Here is a 16,515-nt window from a genome sequence, read left to right as displayed (position 1 = left end):
GTGGGCTGTCTGCGAAAGAGCTCGACATCTTCCGGGGGCAGCGATGTGCCCGGACCGGGATCAAGTGGGAATCGCATGGTGTCACCGTTCTTTTCGTGAGTTCCGGTGGAAATTGCGAACGGTGCCGGACCGGCCGTTGACTTCGATATCGTCGCCGTCGGATATTGCGGCGGTCGCCCCAGGAACCGCCACTACGGTTGGGATGCCGAGCATCCGGCCTGTTATGGCGGTGTGGGAGATCATGCTGCCACGCTCGACAACGAGTCCCGCGGCGTTGAGCATAAGTGGTAGCCAGCCGGGATCGGTCTCGCGGGCGACGAGAATTCGCCCAGCGCAATCGTTGGGACTGACATCGGGGCGCAGCACCAATTTCGCGTAACCACGGGCGGTCCCAGCGCTTGACGGCAGACCTACCAGCACGGTGCTGGAGTCTCCGGCCGCCGGGTGGTGTGCAGCCTTGAGCCGAAGACTGGCGACATCGATCGGCAGTGGCGCGGTCGTGAAATGGGCGGCAAGCGACGGACGACTGCGTGACTGTAGGTAAGCGTGTTTCCGTGCTCGGGCCAAGCGGCGGAGATCGACGTGGGTCGAGGTGCCATCGAACGCGCTCAGCAACTCCTCGGCTTCCAGATGGACGTAGTCATCGGCTGAATCCAGGCAGCCGGCGGCAGCCAAATCGGATCCGAGGCGGCTCATGGCTTCCCGCGAGAAGCCATACAGCTGGGTGCGGCAAAACCGCGTATCCTCGCGAGCCCGAAAGAGGAACCGTCCGGCGCGCAGCGCGATGTCGAGGATGGCGCGCCGCCATCTGGATGGGCAGATCCTGCGCAATTCATCAAGCGCGTTTGTTGCTGCGGTCGATTCTCGAAGCAGTGTTTGCCGCATCGTCGTTCCCGCCGAGACGAACGGCCGCAAGGACTCGATAAGCATTTCGGGTTTTTGACGCGGCGTAGGTTCCTCGATCTTGAGGTCGTTCATCGCGCGATCGCCGAACTTCCGAAGGTGCGTTTTGGCGTCGGCGGCCAGCTTGCCGCCGTACACGCCAATTGCGATCTGGTCCCACGTTTCACGTGCGTTGGCGGCCAGCACGCGCTGCGACAATTCGGGGATAGCGTTGATCTGCTCGGCGAGCGCCACGGTGGAATGCACCGATTCCAACGTCCGGTTCGGTGTTCCCCCGGGTAGCAGCGCAGGGGGGTTGACCTCAGCGATCTTCGTCCACCGCTGGGCGAGCAATGTGGCCGCGGCATATCCGGCAAGCCCCAGGTAGCCGGCTAAAATCGTTACGCCCCAGCGGTGTTCGGCTTCCGACCACACTTTCCGGTAAAGGGCGACGACATCTTCGGCTGGTAGTTGCGAGAGCTCCATCCTGGCTACGTGCTGGTCGTCCCACCAGGTCAAGAAACTTCGCAGCTGGCGGGGGAAACGGGCGGCGGCCCAGATCAGTCGCGGTGACCGCGCGAGTAGACCCGCGATTGCACGGCGGTCCAGCGCTACGCGGGGGACTGGGTTGTGTGGCTGCAGTCCGAGCAATTGCTCCCAGAGCGGGCGAAGGACGTCCCAACCGGGGATCTGACTGTGCAGTGCGTACCACGCATCTAGGCGATAGTAAGCACGGCCGTCAAGGTAGCCGATCATGCGGCGGAGTTGGTGCTCACGACTCCGCAGTCGGCTGTCGGGAACGCCGACGATGCGATAGAAGTGCCGAAAACTCATGCGGTAGAAAGTTCGCGCGTGCGAGTACGTCATGGCGGTGGTCACACCCGGAAAGCTCTCGGTCAGATTGTGATTCGTCCACTCGACGGACGGCCCCACCGTTCGTGGCCGCGCGGCGGGTCGTGCCTGAACCAGGTGGATCGCGGAGTCCGCGGTGATGACGCCCTCTATGTCCTGGGGGCCGCAGAAGAGCTGCTCGGTCGATTCTGCCAATGCCGCGATCTGGTCGATTTGGGTATCGGAAAGCACCGGTTTGTCGGCCAGCTCGTCGGGCACGGGATATGCGGCCACGCCACCGGTGGGCGCTCGGCAAAGCATTCGTTCTTTGTGCGAGATGCGCCGCTCGATTCCGCCTGCGCGCACGAAGAAGTGGTCGATGTCGGCGCGTTCAGCCACCGCGCCTTCCCCGATGCCGTAGACCGCCGCGATCACAGTCCCTCTGGCCCCAGTTGTCGGGTCGTGCGTGAATGCGACAAACGAGCGTCGGCCATCCATCATTTGCTGAATGCCCACGCACACGCTGAGGACGCGGGGATCGATTCCCCGCTGCGCGCGGTAAAGGACCGATCTGACGCTGAAAAGCGATGCCGCGCAGGCCGAAATCCTGTCGATCAGCGCGCTGGCGCCGACGTAGAGGTAACTATCGGTGAGCCCCGCGAACGGGTCGGCGGCGTCGTCTTCGCCCGGCTGCCCGTCCCGCCCGACTACGCATGCGCGAACAGCGACGTCGTGCGAGCCGAGGCCGACGTATTGGTCCAGGATCGCGGTTTGCGTTTCCGGTGTGAGAGAGACACGTTCGGCAGCGCTGCGAGCCGTCTCGGCCCATTCGGTCAGTCGCTCGACGCCGGCGCCGACGCCCGGAAAAGTGCCAACCACGTCGGCAATGGCTGTCCACGGAGTCTCGATGACGATGCAGAAGAACGATGGGACCGCAAACCCAGCATCACGTAGCCGTTGCTGGCGCGCGAACTTATGCCCCACCAGACTGGCGTCGGCCAGTTCGGCGGGTGCATCAAGGATTTTGATCATCACCACACTCCGGGCAGGAGACGGCCTCGGCTGCTGGCGAATTCGCGATATTCGGATGAACTGAAGAGAACGCCTTCTTCGACCCTGATGCGCCAAAGGATCGCGGCCGCGAGCAGAGCCAATCCCGCGATACTCGTAGGACTGGCGAAGTAACCGACGAAGCCGGCGTTGGCGAGCAACATTCCGGCATAAGCAGGATGACGCAGCACGCGGTAAGGACCGGAAGACATCACGCTGCGATCGGAGATCCGGACCACCCGGTGCGAATAGCGAGCGCCGAGTTCGCGGATCGCCCACGCGCGTAATGTCACGCCCGCAAGGAATACCCCCGCCAGCACGATTCCGACCTCGACGGACACCACCGGGTCGGCGTATGCGGCCGTGAGAGCAGTAGTGACCCGCGCCCCTGCGTAACAAACGAGGGTGCGATTCTCCGCGGCCGACTGACTTGGTGTGCCGGCGGTGATTCGTGCTTCGGACAGCATCCACGCGAGATATGCGACGACGAATCCCGCCGCAGCGAAGCGCCCGTCAAGAACGTGGGCCGCCACCGCGCCTGTGAGCGCGACGACTGTCAGCGTCAGCAGCAGGCGAAGAAAGTAGGTGGTGACCCGATCAGCCATGGCCAGCCTCACGTGGATCGCTCCTGCTAGCCGGCGCGCAGTTGCGCGTATTCGTCTGCGTCAACGCATCGGATCGCTATGAGAATCGAGCCGACTTTGCTTGCCCGCTCACCTACCGCGTGCACGTCGATGAGGAGTTTGCGAGTCTGCTCGGGCGGAGTGACTTGCCATGACAACGCCCGTGTTACGGGACCCGGCGGTACTGCAGTGGGCACTTCCGCGGTGAGCCCAACGAAAATCATCTTTATCCCCAACGGGTGCTCACCCCACCGGTGCAGAATTGCGATGGCGAACTGGCGGGCAGCCTCGAGAATGGACGCGACCGCGCCGGCCCGCGGTGGCAATCCGCCGATGGCGCACTGCTCACGTACCCGGGTCCAAACGCGCCCGCCTTCGACAGTGAGGGGACCGACCGCGATGTTGCGTGGGCTGGTCCGGTGCACCAGTTCCCTTGAGATCGATCCGATTCCAAGTGCAGGCACCGCGGTAAGGCCCGTGAGCGGCTGGGTACCGCGTCGCGTCAGCAACCCGTGCGCGATCGTGCGGCCAGACTGGATGACATCGATCCGGCTGGTTCCACCGCCCTCCCGGCTGGCTGTCACCTCTGCTGGTGCGAGGAGCTCACAGAACTTGGCGAAGGTGAGACGGAAGGATACTTTGTCCGGTTCCAGCATCGAAGCATGCTCCGCCAGTTCAAGACTGGCCACCGCGAGCAGCATGCCGGGCACGTGGTCGAGTGGATGGTCGAACACGTCGGGGTCGTCTGGGTCAACGCGGGCAAACCCGCGCGAGATGCCGTGGTCTGGCGCAAGGTCCAGGATGTCGATCGTGCGTCCGGGAATCACCCGAGGCGCAATCGGTGCGAGTAGCTGCATCGTTGCCTCCTCCACTCTTAGGGCGGTCTCCGACCCCCTGCACCGGGTTCGGTGTTGCCCTCTGCAATGAGGATCGTCACCCGCATTCGGGTGGAGGAGCCCAGTAGAGCCCTACTGCAATCGCGCCCGTTGGGTCGCGGTACTACTGAGCCGCAATAGTGAGCTGTCCCACTTCTTTCTGCATAGACGGCAACGGTCGCGCGTCGTGCGAACCACCAGTCCATTTTTGCAGTAGCGCGGTACTGCGCTCGTGGCACTGCATGCGCGGGACGATTTCCACCGCGGGTCTCGACCCGACGGCGTGCGATCCTTCCGCCACAGAACGGAGTAACGACGATGAATACCGCAAGAAATGGCCACTGAAGACCGGCTGCGTCCACAGTCGGGGCGCATTGCGGCAGACAGGCATGAGCCCAGCGAGCCGATCGCCATTCTCGGGATCGGTTGCCGATTTCCGGGAGGGGTCAACTCTCCGGATGACCTGTGGCAGTTGTTATCCGACGAATGCGACGCGATCTCGGCGTTTCCTACGGACCGGGGCTGGAATCTTGATGCCCTGTTCGGACCCGACCCCGACGCACCGGGGGCCACATACGTCCGCACCGGGGGGTTCGTGCAGAATGTGGCTGATTTCGACGCGGCGTTCTTCGGGATCAGTCCGCGTGAAGCCCAAGCCATGGACCCGCAGCAGCGACTGCTGCTCGAGGCGACGTGGGAGGCGCTGGAGCGAGCAAGAATCAACCCGAGTTCATTGCACGGCAGTGATACCGGCGTGTTCATCGGCGCGTGCACTCAGGAATACGGCCCGCGCATCTGCGAGGAGACGGAGGAGACGGAGGGATTCGCCGGCTACCTGACGACGGGTACCGCGATCAGCGTCGCGTCGGGTCGGGTGGCCTACACACTGGGGCTGCAGGGGCCGGCGGTGACGGTCGACACTGCCTGCTCATCATCTCTGGTTGCGGTGCATCTTGCCGTGCGATCGTTGCGGTCGGGTGAGTGTGACTTGGCGGTGGCGGGGGGTGCAACCGTGGTGTGCTCGCCCAGCATCTACATCGGCTTCGGTCGGCAGGGTGCGTTGGCCAAAGACGGCCGATCCAAGCCGTTCGCTGCGGCGGCGGACGGGTTTGGCGTCGCGGAGGGCGCCGGCGTGCTGGTGCTGGCCAGACTGTCGCGCGCGCGCAACCTCGGTTACCCAGTGCTGGCGCTGATCCGGGGCAGCGCCCTGGGACAAGACGGAGCCTCCAATGTGCTGTCCGCCCCGAGCGGTCCAGCGCAGCAGCGGGTGATTCGACAAGCTCTGTTCGATGCGGACCTGACCGCGGGTGACGTCGACGTGGTCGAGGCGCATGGCACTGGCACCAGGATCGGCGATCCGATCGAGGCGAAGGCGCTACTGGCAACCTACGGCGAAGCGCACGTGGCCGCGCGGCCGCTACTGGTCGGCTCGGTCAAGTCGAATATCGGTCATACGCAGTGGGCGGCCGGTGTCGCCGGAGTGATCAAGATCGTTCAGTCGATTCGAAACGGGACAGTGCCCGCGACGTTGAATCTGGATTCGCCTACACCGCGGGTGGATTGGTCGCCCGGGACGATCGAGGTGGTCGGTAGCGCACGCCCGTGGCCGGACCAGACCGGGCGGCGCCGACGTGCCGGGGTGTCCGCGTTCGGCATCAGCGGAACGAACGCCCACCTGATACTGGAGCAGGCGCCCGCGGAGTTGGCGCCTCTGGAGTTGGCTCCCAAGCGTCCGCCGGTCGTGCCATGGGTGTTGTCGGCTAAGTCGGCGTCAGCATTGACCGAGCAAGCGGCTCGCTTGCAGCGGTTCGTCGAGCAGCACACCGACGCGGATCCGAACGATGTCGCCTACTCATTGGTCACCACCCGGGCGTCGTTCGACCACCGCGCGGTTGTGGTCGGCCAACACGACGAATTGTTGAGTGGGTTGGCGGCGATCGCCTCCGGCGCTTGCGCACCGAATGTGGTAACTGGAAAGGCCACGGTCGCAGGGAGAACGGTCTTCGTCTTTCCCGGCCAGGGATCGCAGTGGACGGGCATGGCGGCCGAACTGCTGGACACCGCACCGGCGTTCGCCGATCAGATGCTTTGCTGCGATGCCGCTTTCGCCGAGTTTGTCGACTGGTCACTACTCAAGGCCGTGCGCGGCGGCTCCCCGAGCCTAGACCGGGTCGACGTGGTGCAGCCCGTGCTGTTTGCCGTCATGGTATCGCTGGCCGCGCAATGGCGAGCCCTGGGAATCCAGCCCGACGCCGTTCTCGGCCACTCGCAGGGCGAGATCGCCGCGGCCTACGTTGGAGGTGCGCTGTCGTTGCGAGACGCAGCGAAGGTGGTCTGCTTGCGTAGCAAGGCGATCAGCACGATCGCCGGATCCGGTGGCATGGTCTCGATCCAGCAACCCGTCGAACGGGTTTACCCGCTCATCGAACCGTGGGATCAATCGATTTCCGTTGCCGCGCAGAACGGCCCGTCTTCGACAGTGGTCACCGGGAACGCGGCGGCGCTGGACGAGCTCATGGCGGTATGCGAGCGGGACGAGGTGCCGGCCACCCGGATTCCCGTCGATTACGCTTCGCATTCTGCCCAGCTGGAGGAGTTGCGGGAGACACTGCGCGAGTCGCTATCTGGGCTGCAGGCGCGAAGCGGCGATGTCACTTTCATCTCCGCGGTCACCGGTGCCGGGCTGGACACGTCGTGCCTCGACGGCGACTACTGGTTCGCCAATGTGCGCCAACCCGTGTTGTTTGAACAGGCCGTTCGATGGGCGTCCGAGCACGGCTATCACACGTTCATTGAATCCAGTCCGCATCCGGTGCTGACTGCCGGCATCCAGGAGACACTAGATGACTATGGCGACGAGCACAGCGTGGTCGGGACACTTCGACGCAACGAAGGCGGCATGCGCCGGTTCCTGTTGTCGGCTGCCGAGGCACATGTATACGGGAAGTCACCGAACTGGGTGAGCATGTTCGACGACGCCGGCGCCTGTTCCATCGACTTGCCCACCTATCCCTTTCAACGGAAGCGCTACTGGCTGGACAGCGCGCCCGAATCCGTCGACGCGAGCAGTCTCGGTGTCGCCACCGCGGACCATCCGCTCCTCGGAGCTATTGTGGCACAGGCAGATTCGGAAGAAATCATCTTCACCGGTCGCTTGTCGCTCGCGTCCCATCCGTGGCTGACCAACCATAAAGTGCACGATGTCATGCTGGTGCCAGGTGCGGCCATGGTGGAGCTGGCATTACACGCGGGCGACCACGCCGGATGCCCGCGGGTGGACGAACTAGTTCTGCAGGCTCCGTTGATCGTCGGCGAACACTGCGGTGTAGCAGTGCAAGTAATCGTAGGTGCGTGGCGTGACTCCGGCGAACGTTCGATCCGAATCTATTCGCGGATAGACGATGGCGTACACCGCCGGTGGACTCGCCATGCCATAGGCGTACTTTCGCCAGTTTCGGCATCCTCCGACACAGCGCAGATCGAACCATGGCCGCCGGCCGGCGCGGAACCTATCGATGTTTCCGAGCTGTATGCCCAATTGGCCGCGCTTGGATACCAGTATGGCCCGGCATTTCGTGGCCTGCACTCGTCGTGGCGCCGTGGCGCCGAGGTGTTCGTGGAGGCGGAGTTGCCGGAGCAGACGAAAGCCGATGCGAGCCGGTTCGGTCTGCATCCGGCACTGCTTGACGCAATCCTGCACGGCATCGCTGCGGGCGGAATCCTCGCCGAATCAGCGCTGACCAGGTTGCCGTTCGAATGGAAAGGCGTGTCGCTGGATGTCGCCGGCGCAACCCGGCTTCGCGCCCGCATCACGCTCGTCGGCAACGACACGGTTGCTATTACACTGATGGACAGCTGCGGGGCGTTTGTTGGGCGTATCGATTCACTTGCGCTGCTAGGGGTTTCGTCGAGTCGGTTGCTGGCGAACACTGATACCGATGACGCTCTGTACGGGTTGGATTGGGTCACCCTCGCGCCGTCCAACGGCGGCGCAGGCGGCCCGATCGCCGATAACGTCACCGTATTACGCTGCCCGACAACAATTGTGGACGATGCCACGGTCGCCGATGACACCCGCCGAACTCTGGCGCATGCGCTGGATCGGGTACAGAATTGGCTGTCGAACGATTGCCATGAAGACGACGCGCGACTGCTGGTGCTCACGCGCGGGGCGATCGCGGTCGACTCATCCGAAAATGTCACCGATCTCGCCCAGGCCGCAGTGTGGGGATTGTTGCGGAGCGCACAGACCGAGAACCCGGAGCGTATCTTGTTGGCCGACATCGACGACTGGGACAGTGCCGACGTTGCGGTCGCCGAAGCGGCCAGCCGTGACGAATCGCAACTCGCGCTCCGTGGCGGTGTGTGCTTCGCCCCTCGGCTGGTGCGTGCCGAGCCACTCAAGGGCGCTGAACTTGTCGAGTCGGGCACCTGGCGACTTGCTACCCTCGGCAACGGCACGCTGGACTCGCGGAACGTCGCCCTGCGGCCGTGGCCCGAATCCAAGCGCCCCCTCGGGGCCGGCGAGGTGCGTCTGGCTCTGCGTAGCACCGGTGTGAATTTCCGTGACGTCCTGATCGCCCTGGGTGACCCGGGGGACTACGACGTCGGCCTCGAAGGTTCCGGCGTCGTTCTCGAGGTCGCAGACGATGTGCTCGGGTTCAAGCCGGGCGACCGGGTGATGGGTCAGTTCTTCGGCGCGGGACCCGTTGTCGTCGTGGATCACCGGAGGATCGCGTGCGTCCCCTCAGGGTGGTCCTACGCACAGGCAGCGTCGATACCCGCGGTTTTCCTCACCGTGTACTACGCGTTGGCCCACCTTGCCCACGTCAGCGCGGGTGAGCGGTTGCTAGTGCACGCCGCCACCGGCGGCGTTGGGATGGCGGCGGTGCAGCTAGCCAAGCACTGGGGCCTCGATGTATATGCCACGGCCAGCCCTGGCAAGTGGGAAACATTGCGCGGCATGGGGTTCGACGATGACCATATCGCGAACTCACGATCTCTCGACTTCGAGCAAAAGTTTTCCGTGGCAACCGGCGGGGCGGGTATGGACGTGGTACTCGATTGCCTGAAAGGAGAATTCGTCGATGCGTCATTGCGACTCTTGCCGCGCGGCGGCCGATTCGTCGAACTGGGCAAGGCAGACATCCGAGACCCTGGCGAGGTGGCGACGCGGCATCCGGGTGTTCACTATCAAGCGTTCGATCTCGTCGACGACGTCGCTCCGGAACTCTTGAGCGAGATGCTTGGCGAGCTGGTGAAGCTGTTCGAGACGGGCGAGCTGCGTCCGCTTCCGCTGCGTTCGTGGGACATTCGACAGGCATCGGATGCCTACCGATTCCTGAGCCGTGCCCGCCACGTGGGCAAGTTGGTGCTCACCGTGCCCACGCCGCTGGATCCCGCAGGCACGGTGCTGATCACGGGCGGTACCGGCGTGCTCGGGACGCTGCTTGCCCGGCATCTGGTAACTCGTCACGGTGCGCGCAACCTGTTGCTGATCAGCCGAAAAGGCCGCGCGGCCGAAAATTCCGCCGCGATCGAGTCGGAGCTCACCGGGCTCGGTGCGTCCGTACGGATCGAATCCTGCGACGCGGCGGACCGAGATGCGTTGCAGGAACTGCTGGCCGGGATACCACTCGAGCGTCCGTTGACCGCCGTCATCCACGCCGCAGGAGTGCTCGACGACACCGTGTTTGCGGCGCAGACGCCCCGTCACCTGGACACGGTGCTGCGTCCGAAGATCGATGCGGCGTGGAACCTGCACGAGCTCACCGCGTCCGCGGACCTGTCGGCGTTCGTACTGTTTTCGTCGGCAGCCGGTGTTCTCGGCTCCGCGGGCCAGGCCAACTATGCGGCTGCCAATGCATTCCTCGACGCGCTCGCACAGCATCGCCGGCAGCTGGGGCTGCCGGGTGTCTCTATGGCGTGGGGGTGGTGGGCGCAAGCAACCGGAATGACAGGCCATCTCGACGAACGCGATCGCGCGCGTATGAGGCGCGGCGGCTTCATCCCGATGTCGTCGGCGGACGGCGTCGCGCTTTTCGATGCTGCACTCTGGCAGGCGCGCTCGTTCGTCGTTCCGGCACAGTTCGATCTCCCCGCCATCCGGTCTCATTCGGCGGTTGGGGGGCTGCCACCAATCTTCCGCGGTCTAATCCGTGCGGCACGGCGCACCGCCCAGTCCGTTGCCGCAGTCGAGTCCTCCTCCGATCTCCGAGGGCGGCTTGCGGCGATGAGCCCTTCCGAACAGGAACACGAATTGCTTGCCATCGTCCGCTCAAACGCGGCCGCCGTACTCGGGCACGACTCCGTCGATGCAGTCGGCACCGACCAGGAGTTCGTCAAGGAGCTCGGCTTCGATTCACTGGGCGCGGTCGAGCTCTGGAATCGGCTCAAATCGGCGACCGGTTTGAAGCTGCCCCCCACTTCTGTCTTCGACCATCCGACGCCGAAGGCGTTGGCCCGGTATCTGGTGAGTGCACTTAACACGCGCGGGCTTCCACCCGCGGGAGAATATGGGAACGATGGCGCACCGCGTTCAACGACGAAATCCGTTTACCCACAAGAATTCTCGTTGACGTGTGAATCGGATCGTTGTTATACCAGAACCTGAATCCCTGAACAGGCCGCTCGAAGGGGCGCGAGACTTTGGGGTACAGCGCCAAAATCCTGCTCTAGATGTCCAAAAGCCGCTAGCCGAGCATCTGAGGATTTTGTTGCTCCGCCTCCGGGCGCACATCCACGCATCTGCGACTCTGCCCGCACAATGTGAGTAGGGTCGGGCCGTGATGCGCGAAAAGGCCCAGGCATCGACCTCGGTTCTGGCAATGGTCGGGGCGGCCCGCGTCGCCGTGGGAGCGACAATGATCCTGGTGCCGAGCCGGATCTTTTCGCCAGGTTCCGGAACCGAAACACTACTCATGCGGACCATCGGGATCCGCGATGTGGTTCTCGGCTCGGGCGCCTGTGTGGCCTGGGCGCGCGGCGAAGAAGGCGAATTGCGACGGTGGGCAACGGTTGGACTCACTAGTGATGGGGCCGACTTCGTTACCGGTCTTCGCAGCACGCCGCTAGTCGGTTCCAAAAGCGCAATGATCGCCACGCTCTCCCCGGTGCCCTTTGTGGCGGCCGGGATCTTGGGTCTGACCCGTAGATCAAGAAAGCCGTAAAGCAAAGGGAATCATCAAACGGCCGGCACCGCATAGTTTCGCCGATCGTGCGCAAGCCCCGTACTCTTCGACGGTGAACGCGATCGACCCGGACAAGCTCGACACGTGCCTGCAGGTGCTGGCCGACGTCGAGTCGTTGCCGCCCGAGCACCCCGATGCCGTCGCCGTGCGCCGCGCGACCGCGGGCGTTTTCAAGGCGGTGAAGAAGGCCCGCCGCCATGCCAAGCGTGACGCGGTAACAGCCGCAGACCAAGCCGTCACCGCGGCCACTGCCACCGGCGCACCCGGCCGGATCGACGACGAAACCGCGGGCCTGCCTCTGGTGTCCACCGCGGTCGGGGCCTCGGCGGGAACGTTGCTGCGGTCACGTGCCTGCTACATGTGCAAGAACCGCTACACAGTCGTCGACGCGTTCTATCACCAACTCTGTCCGGAATGCGCCGCGCTCAACCGTGCCAAGCGCGACGCCCGCACCGACCTCACCGGTAGGACCGCCCTGCTCACCGGTGGCCGCGCCAAGATCGGCATGTACATCGCCCTGCGGTTGCTCCGCGATGGCGCCCGCACGACGATCACTACGCGCTTTCCGAACGACGCCGTGCGCCGCTTCGCCGCGATGCCCGATAGCGCCGATTGGCTACATCGGCTCCGCATCGTCGGGATCGACCTGCGCGACCCGGCTCAGGTGGTCGCGCTCGCGGACTCCGTCGCCGCGCAGGGCCCGCTGGACATTCTGATCAACAACGCCGCCCAAACGGTGCGCCGAGCCCCCGGCTCCTACGCTGCGCTCGTCGAGGCGGAGCGCACCCCGGCACCCGAACTTGTCGACGTGGTCACCTTCGACCGGGTCAGCGACGCCCATCCCGCAGCGTTGGCCGGCAGCTCTCGCCGAGCACCAAACTCCGCATGCTGTCACGGAACTGGCCCTTACCGCCCGCAGCGCGTCCCCGGACCGGATCGCCGCCGGCACCGCTATCGATGCCGGTGGTCTGCTACCCGACACCGCGTCGATCAACAGTTGGATTCAGCGTGTGCACGAGGTCGACGCGATGGAGCTGCTCGAGGTTCAGTTGTGCAACCAGACGGCACCGTTCATTTTGGTGAGCCGCTTGCGTCCGGCGATGGCCGCTTCACCCGCTCGCCGCAAATACGTCGTGAATGTGTCGGCGATGGAGGGGCAGTTCAGCCGGGCCTACAAGGGCCCGGGACATCCGCACACCAACATGGCGAAGGCCGCGCTGAATATGCTCACCCGTACCAGCGCCGGCGAAATGCTCGAGCAGGACGGCATTCTCATGACCGCCGTCGATACCGGCTGGATCACCGACGAGCGTCCACACCCGACCAAGTTGCGCCTCGCCGACGAGGGCTTCCATGCCCCGCTAGACCTCGTCGACGGCGCCGCCCGCGTCTACGACCCGATCGTGCGGGGGGAGTCCGGTGAGGATCTCTACGGCTGCTTCCTGAAGGACTACGCGCCGAGCAACTGGTAGCTCTACGCCGCGTTGGTGTCGACCTCGGCTGATTCAGACCGGAAGACGAGCTGAATGACGTTCGCCGGGTTGACCGTTGCGGCCTTGCGCAGCAGATCATTGGGAAGTGAGAGGCGGAACACCTTCTTCCACGCCGAGCCGACTTGCTTGACCATCGGCCCGCTGACGTAGGTCAGGCCGTAGCGCTCGAACAGGTCTTGCACCTTCGGTGCGATCTCCTGGTAGCGATTGCTCGGCAGATCGGGAAAAAGGTGATGTTCGATCTGGAACGACAGATTGCCGGTCATGAAGTGCAGCAACCGGTTTCCGCTGATGTTGGCGGAGCCGAGCATCTGCCGCAGGTACCACTCGCCGCGGGTCTCACCGTCGATCGACTTCTTCTCGTAGGTCTGGACGCCTTCGGGGAAGTGCCCGCACATGATGACCGAGTGTGTCCACACGTTGCGGACGAGGTTGGCGGCCAAGTTCGCGGTCAGTGTGGTCAGCGCTGAGGGTCCGGACAGCAGCGGGTGCAGAACGTAATCCTTGGCCATCTGGCGGCGGATCTTGGCGAGCACATCCTTGGCTTGACGGCGGAACTCCTCGTTGTCCGTCTTGCCTTTGAGGAACTTCCCGATTTTGAGGTCGTAGGCCGCGATTCCGTACTGGAAGAAGCAGGCGTTGATGAGGTTCCACAGCGGCTGGGCGATGTAAAACGGCATCCACCGCTGATCTTCGTCGACCCGCATGATGCCGTAGCCGAGGTCGTCGTCCTTGCCGACGACGTTGGTGTACGTGTGGTGGATCGCGTTGTGCGAGTGCTTCCACATGTCCGAGGGGGAGGCGTTGTCCCACTCCCAGGTGGTGGAGTGGATCTTGTTGTCGCGCATCCAGTCCCACTGGCCGTGCATGACATTGTGACCGATTTCCATGTTCTCGACGATCTTGGCGACTGACAGCCCGGCCGTGCCGGCCAGCCAGGCCGGCGGAAACAATGAGAACAGCAGCACCGCGCGGCTGGCCAATTCGAGTTTGCGTTGAAAGTCGATGACGTTGCGGATGTAGTCGGCGTCGCGCTCGCCACGGCTGTCGAGCACCTGCTGGCGGATCGCGTCGAGTTCGCGGCCGAGGTTCTCGATGTCGTCATCGGTGAGGTGGGCGATCGGATTCTGTTCCTGGCGTTGCAGAGTGGTCATTGGACTTCTCCTTAGAGGTCGATGTCGCAGGTGCCCGCAGCGGCGGACACACACGTTTGGATGAGGACGCCGTCACCGGGTGCGGCGGTGGTGATGTCGCCGTTGCGAAGGTCTCGGACGGCTCCTTCGCGCAGCGGCGCCACGCAGCCGAAGCAGATGCCCATCCGGCATCCCGACGGCATCAGGACGCCGGCCGCTTCGCCGGCGTCGAGCAGTGTCTGGTCGCCCGGGGTATCGAGGACGGTCGCGGATTTGCTGAAGGTGACCGTCCCTCCTTCGCCGGCGGTGACGACGGCGGGCCGGAACCTTTCGGTGTGCAGACGCTCGGGTATGCCGTTGTCGTTCCAGTGCTGCTCGAGCGCGTCGAGCATCCCGGTCGGTCCGCATGCCCACGTCTCACGCTCGGGCAGGTCGCTGACCAGGTCGCCGAGCTCGGCGGTGTGAGCATGCCGTCGGTGTCAGTGTGCTTCTCTATCAGACGAATTCGGCCCTGCCGGGCCAACGCTTGCAGTTCGCCGGCGAAGATCACATCGGCGGCTGTGGGGGCGCTGTGCACCACCACGACGTCGTCGATGTGCTCGGCCAGGTTGCGCAGCATGCCCATCACCGGGGTGATTCCGCTGCCCGCGGTGAGGAACAAGATCTTGGGCGGTGTCACCGCAGGAAGCGTGAATTCCCCTGCGGCATGGTCGAGCTGGACGATGGTGCCGACGGTGGCGTGTCGCACGAGGTGATTGGATACCTTGCCGTCAGGAATGGCTTTGACCGTGATCGCGATGCAGTCGTCGGCCCGGGCCGTGTCGGACGTCAACGAATATGCGCGCCATTGACGAACACCGTCGACGTCGACTCCGATGCGGACGTACTGGCCTGGTGTGTGAGCGCGCCAGCCGCGGCCGGGCTTGATGACGAGGCTGACGGCGTCGCGGGTCTCGGGGTGGATTGCGACGATCCGGCCGCGCAGGTCGGCGCTCGAGCGCAGCGGGTTGATGATGTCGAGGTAGTCGGCAGGCACGAGCGGCGTGGTGATCAACTCGGCGAGCTGGAGGAACCGGTCGCGCAGCGTGCCCATCGGCTTGGGTGCTGTTGTTGTCATGACACTACGATCCCTCGCTTCCGGGTATAAACTCTTGGTCAGTAAGGGTGAAACACCGCCGTCGAGTTGTTCGAAAAGAATAAATTAAATGGACGAAGCTCTCGGAGATGACGGCCGACGGGTTACCGGCCTGGTGCTGAACGACCAGGTCGTTGACGCTTTGCAGGGCGTGCTGCCCGCTGTCGCCGAACACACTGTGGCCGCCGTCACCGTCGAGGTGCCCAGCTACGCGGATGCCTTCGGCGGGCGGATGGGGCAGAGGATCGAAGGCGCCGTCCAGATGGCGCTGAGCGCCTTTCTCCAACTCGCGGCCCGTCCACGCGACGCCGATCCCGGACCGACGATGTCGCCTGCGCTCGAGGGTGCGTACGAACTCGGACGAGGCGAGGCGCGTCAAGGGCGTTCCATCGACGCACTGCTGTCCGCCTATCGCGTCGGCGCGCGGGTGTCCTGGCGTGAGCTGTCGGAAACCGTTGTCGATCGGGGGCTACCACCGCCGATGATCGCCCGGTTCGCCGAGTTGGTGTTCGAGTTCATCGACGAGCTTTCCGCCGCAAGCGTTTCCGGTCATACCGATGAATTGGCATCCTCGGATCGCGAACGACGGCGCCATCTCGACCGTCTCGGGCAGGACCTCCTGAGCGGGGTGCCCGTCGAGATTCTGCGGGTCAGTGCCGAGCGCGCCGAGTGGCGTCCACCGGACACTCTTACCGCGGTACTACTCCCGTCGGCCCAGACGCTGGGCGTGGTGTCGCGATTCGGGCAGTCCACGTTGCAGCTCAGCGGCGACCTGCCCGGTATCAGTTCCTCCGAATCTGTCGTGGCGTTACTCATCCCAGACATGCACGGCCCCAACCGGGCTCGGCTGCTGCGAGAACTCCGCGATCGCCGGGCCGTGGTCGGCCCTCCCCGCGCCTGGACGCAGGTGCAGTCGTCGTACCATCGCGTCGTGCAGGCGCGCAGACTCCACCTCGGCGATGACCTCGGCACCGTCGACACCGACGACCATCTGGTCGCGCTCGTGCTCGGCGCCGACCGCGACGCCGCTGACGATCTTCGTCGCCAGGTGCTCGCGCCGCTGGATCAGTTGCGTCCCAACACCGCCGAAAGGCTCGCGGAAACACTGCGATCGTGGCTGCTGCACCAAGGCCAGCGTGATGCGGTGGCCGCCGAGCTATTCATCCACGCACAGACCGTGCGATATCGGATGACCCAACTCCGCGAGCTCTACGGCGAACGGCTGAACGATCCTCGGGCGGTCCTCGAACTCATTGTGGCGCTGTCCATCCCCGCAACGGCAGGCGCATCAGACGCGGCGTGA

General features: G+C 64.5%; 9 protein-coding genes and 1 pseudogene. 4 read left to right on the top strand and 6 right to left on the bottom strand.

Features of this window, described 5'->3' with window-relative positions; all coding sequences use genetic code 11:
* Positions 1–81: 81 nt before the first annotated feature.
* Genes ACQY5A_RS18730 through ACQY5A_RS18720 form a run of 3 tightly spaced genes read right to left on the bottom strand, consistent with a single transcriptional unit; the run spans position 82 to position 4,243 of the window.
* Positions 82–2,745 carry a PEP/pyruvate-binding domain-containing protein gene (locus ACQY5A_RS18730; RefSeq protein WP_428341835.1) on the bottom strand — a complete coding sequence of 888 codons (2,664 nt, stop codon included), beginning with the start codon at positions 2,743–2,745 and terminating at the stop codon, positions 82–84.
* On the bottom strand, positions 2,745–3,380 hold the full coding sequence (locus ACQY5A_RS18725; protein WP_428341834.1) for a methyltransferase family protein: 636 nt from the start codon (positions 3,378–3,380) through the stop codon (positions 2,745–2,747). Before ACQY5A_RS18725 ends, ACQY5A_RS18730 begins: the two co-directional genes overlap by 1 nt.
* 14 nt (positions 3,381–3,394) lie before the next feature.
* Complete coding sequence (locus ACQY5A_RS18720) at positions 3,395–4,243, bottom strand: hypothetical protein (RefSeq protein WP_428341833.1); 849 nt, start codon at positions 4,241–4,243, stop codon at positions 3,395–3,397.
* Positions 4,244–4,595: 352 nt separating this feature from the next.
* Here ACQY5A_RS18720 and ACQY5A_RS18715 point away from each other — a divergent pair, with 352 nt between their 5' ends.
* The 3 genes and pseudogenes from ACQY5A_RS18715 to ACQY5A_RS18705 all read left to right on the top strand — a co-directional run bounded on the left by ACQY5A_RS18715 (position 4,596) and on the right by ACQY5A_RS18705 (position 12,923).
* The gene (locus ACQY5A_RS18715; RefSeq protein ID WP_428341832.1) at positions 4,596–10,874 is read left to right on the top strand and encodes a type I polyketide synthase; all 6,279 of its coding nucleotides are present in this window, start codon (positions 4,596–4,598) and stop codon (positions 10,872–10,874) included.
* Positions 10,875–11,049: 175 nt separating this feature from the next.
* On the top strand, positions 11,050–11,430 hold the full coding sequence (locus tag ACQY5A_RS18710; RefSeq protein WP_428341831.1) for a hypothetical protein: 381 nt from the start codon (positions 11,050–11,052) through the stop codon (positions 11,428–11,430).
* A 73-nt stretch (positions 11,431–11,503) separates the two neighbouring features.
* Positions 11,504–12,923, top strand: a pseudogene (locus ACQY5A_RS18705) (SDR family NAD(P)-dependent oxidoreductase).
* A gap of 2 nt (positions 12,924–12,925) precedes the next feature.
* On the opposite strand, the gene ACQY5A_RS18700 reads toward ACQY5A_RS18705, so the two are convergent.
* Genes ACQY5A_RS18700 through ACQY5A_RS18690 form a run of 3 tightly spaced genes read right to left on the bottom strand, consistent with a single transcriptional unit; the run spans position 12,926 to position 15,194 of the window.
* Positions 12,926–14,098 carry a fatty acid desaturase family protein gene (locus tag ACQY5A_RS18700; protein ID WP_428341830.1) on the bottom strand — a complete coding sequence of 391 codons (1,173 nt, stop codon included), beginning with the start codon at positions 14,096–14,098 and terminating at the stop codon, positions 12,926–12,928.
* Positions 14,099–14,109: 11 nt separating this feature from the next.
* A complete protein-coding gene (locus ACQY5A_RS18695) occupies positions 14,110–14,283 on the bottom strand; it encodes a 2Fe-2S iron-sulfur cluster-binding protein (protein ID WP_428343232.1) in 174 nt (57 codons plus the stop codon).
* On the bottom strand, positions 14,280–15,194 hold the full coding sequence (locus ACQY5A_RS18690; RefSeq protein ID WP_428341829.1) for a ferredoxin reductase: 915 nt from the start codon (positions 15,192–15,194) through the stop codon (positions 14,280–14,282). The genes ACQY5A_RS18695 and ACQY5A_RS18690 overlap by 4 nt, the downstream gene beginning before the upstream one ends.
* 88 nt (positions 15,195–15,282) lie before the next feature.
* Here ACQY5A_RS18690 and ACQY5A_RS18685 point away from each other — a divergent pair, with 88 nt between their 5' ends.
* Positions 15,283–16,515 carry a PucR family transcriptional regulator gene (locus ACQY5A_RS18685; protein WP_428341828.1) on the top strand — a complete coding sequence of 411 codons (1,233 nt, stop codon included), beginning with the start codon at positions 15,283–15,285 and terminating at the stop codon, positions 16,513–16,515.

This window comes from Mycobacterium sp., assembly GCF_965277065.1.
GTDB lineage: Bacteria > Actinomycetota > Actinomycetes > Mycobacteriales > Mycobacteriaceae > Mycobacterium.
This window is presented reverse-complemented; position numbering and strand designations above follow the sequence as displayed.

Bases quoted from the DNA above. Each gene is read 5' to 3' on its own strand.
- ACQY5A_RS18730 (WP_428341835.1), bottom strand. From the start codon at position 2,745: ATGATCAAAATCCTTGATGCACCCGCCGAACTGGCCGACGCCAGTCTG.
- ACQY5A_RS18720 (WP_428341833.1), bottom strand. From the start codon at position 4,243: ATGCAGCTACTCGCACCGATTGCGCCTCGGGTGATTCCCGGACGCACG.
- ACQY5A_RS18715 (WP_428341832.1), top strand. From the start codon at position 4,596: ATGGCCACTGAAGACCGGCTGCGTCCACAGTCGGGGCGCATTGCGGCA.
- ACQY5A_RS18710 (WP_428341831.1), top strand. From the start codon at position 11,050: ATGCGCGAAAAGGCCCAGGCATCGACCTCGGTTCTGGCAATGGTCGGG.
- ACQY5A_RS18700 (WP_428341830.1), bottom strand. From the start codon at position 14,098: ATGACCACTCTGCAACGCCAGGAACAGAATCCGATCGCCCACCTCACC.
- ACQY5A_RS18690 (WP_428341829.1), bottom strand. From the start codon at position 15,194: ATGACAACAACAGCACCCAAGCCGATGGGCACGCTGCGCGACCGGTTC.
- ACQY5A_RS18685 (WP_428341828.1), top strand. From the start codon at position 15,283: ATGGACGAAGCTCTCGGAGATGACGGCCGACGGGTTACCGGCCTGGTG.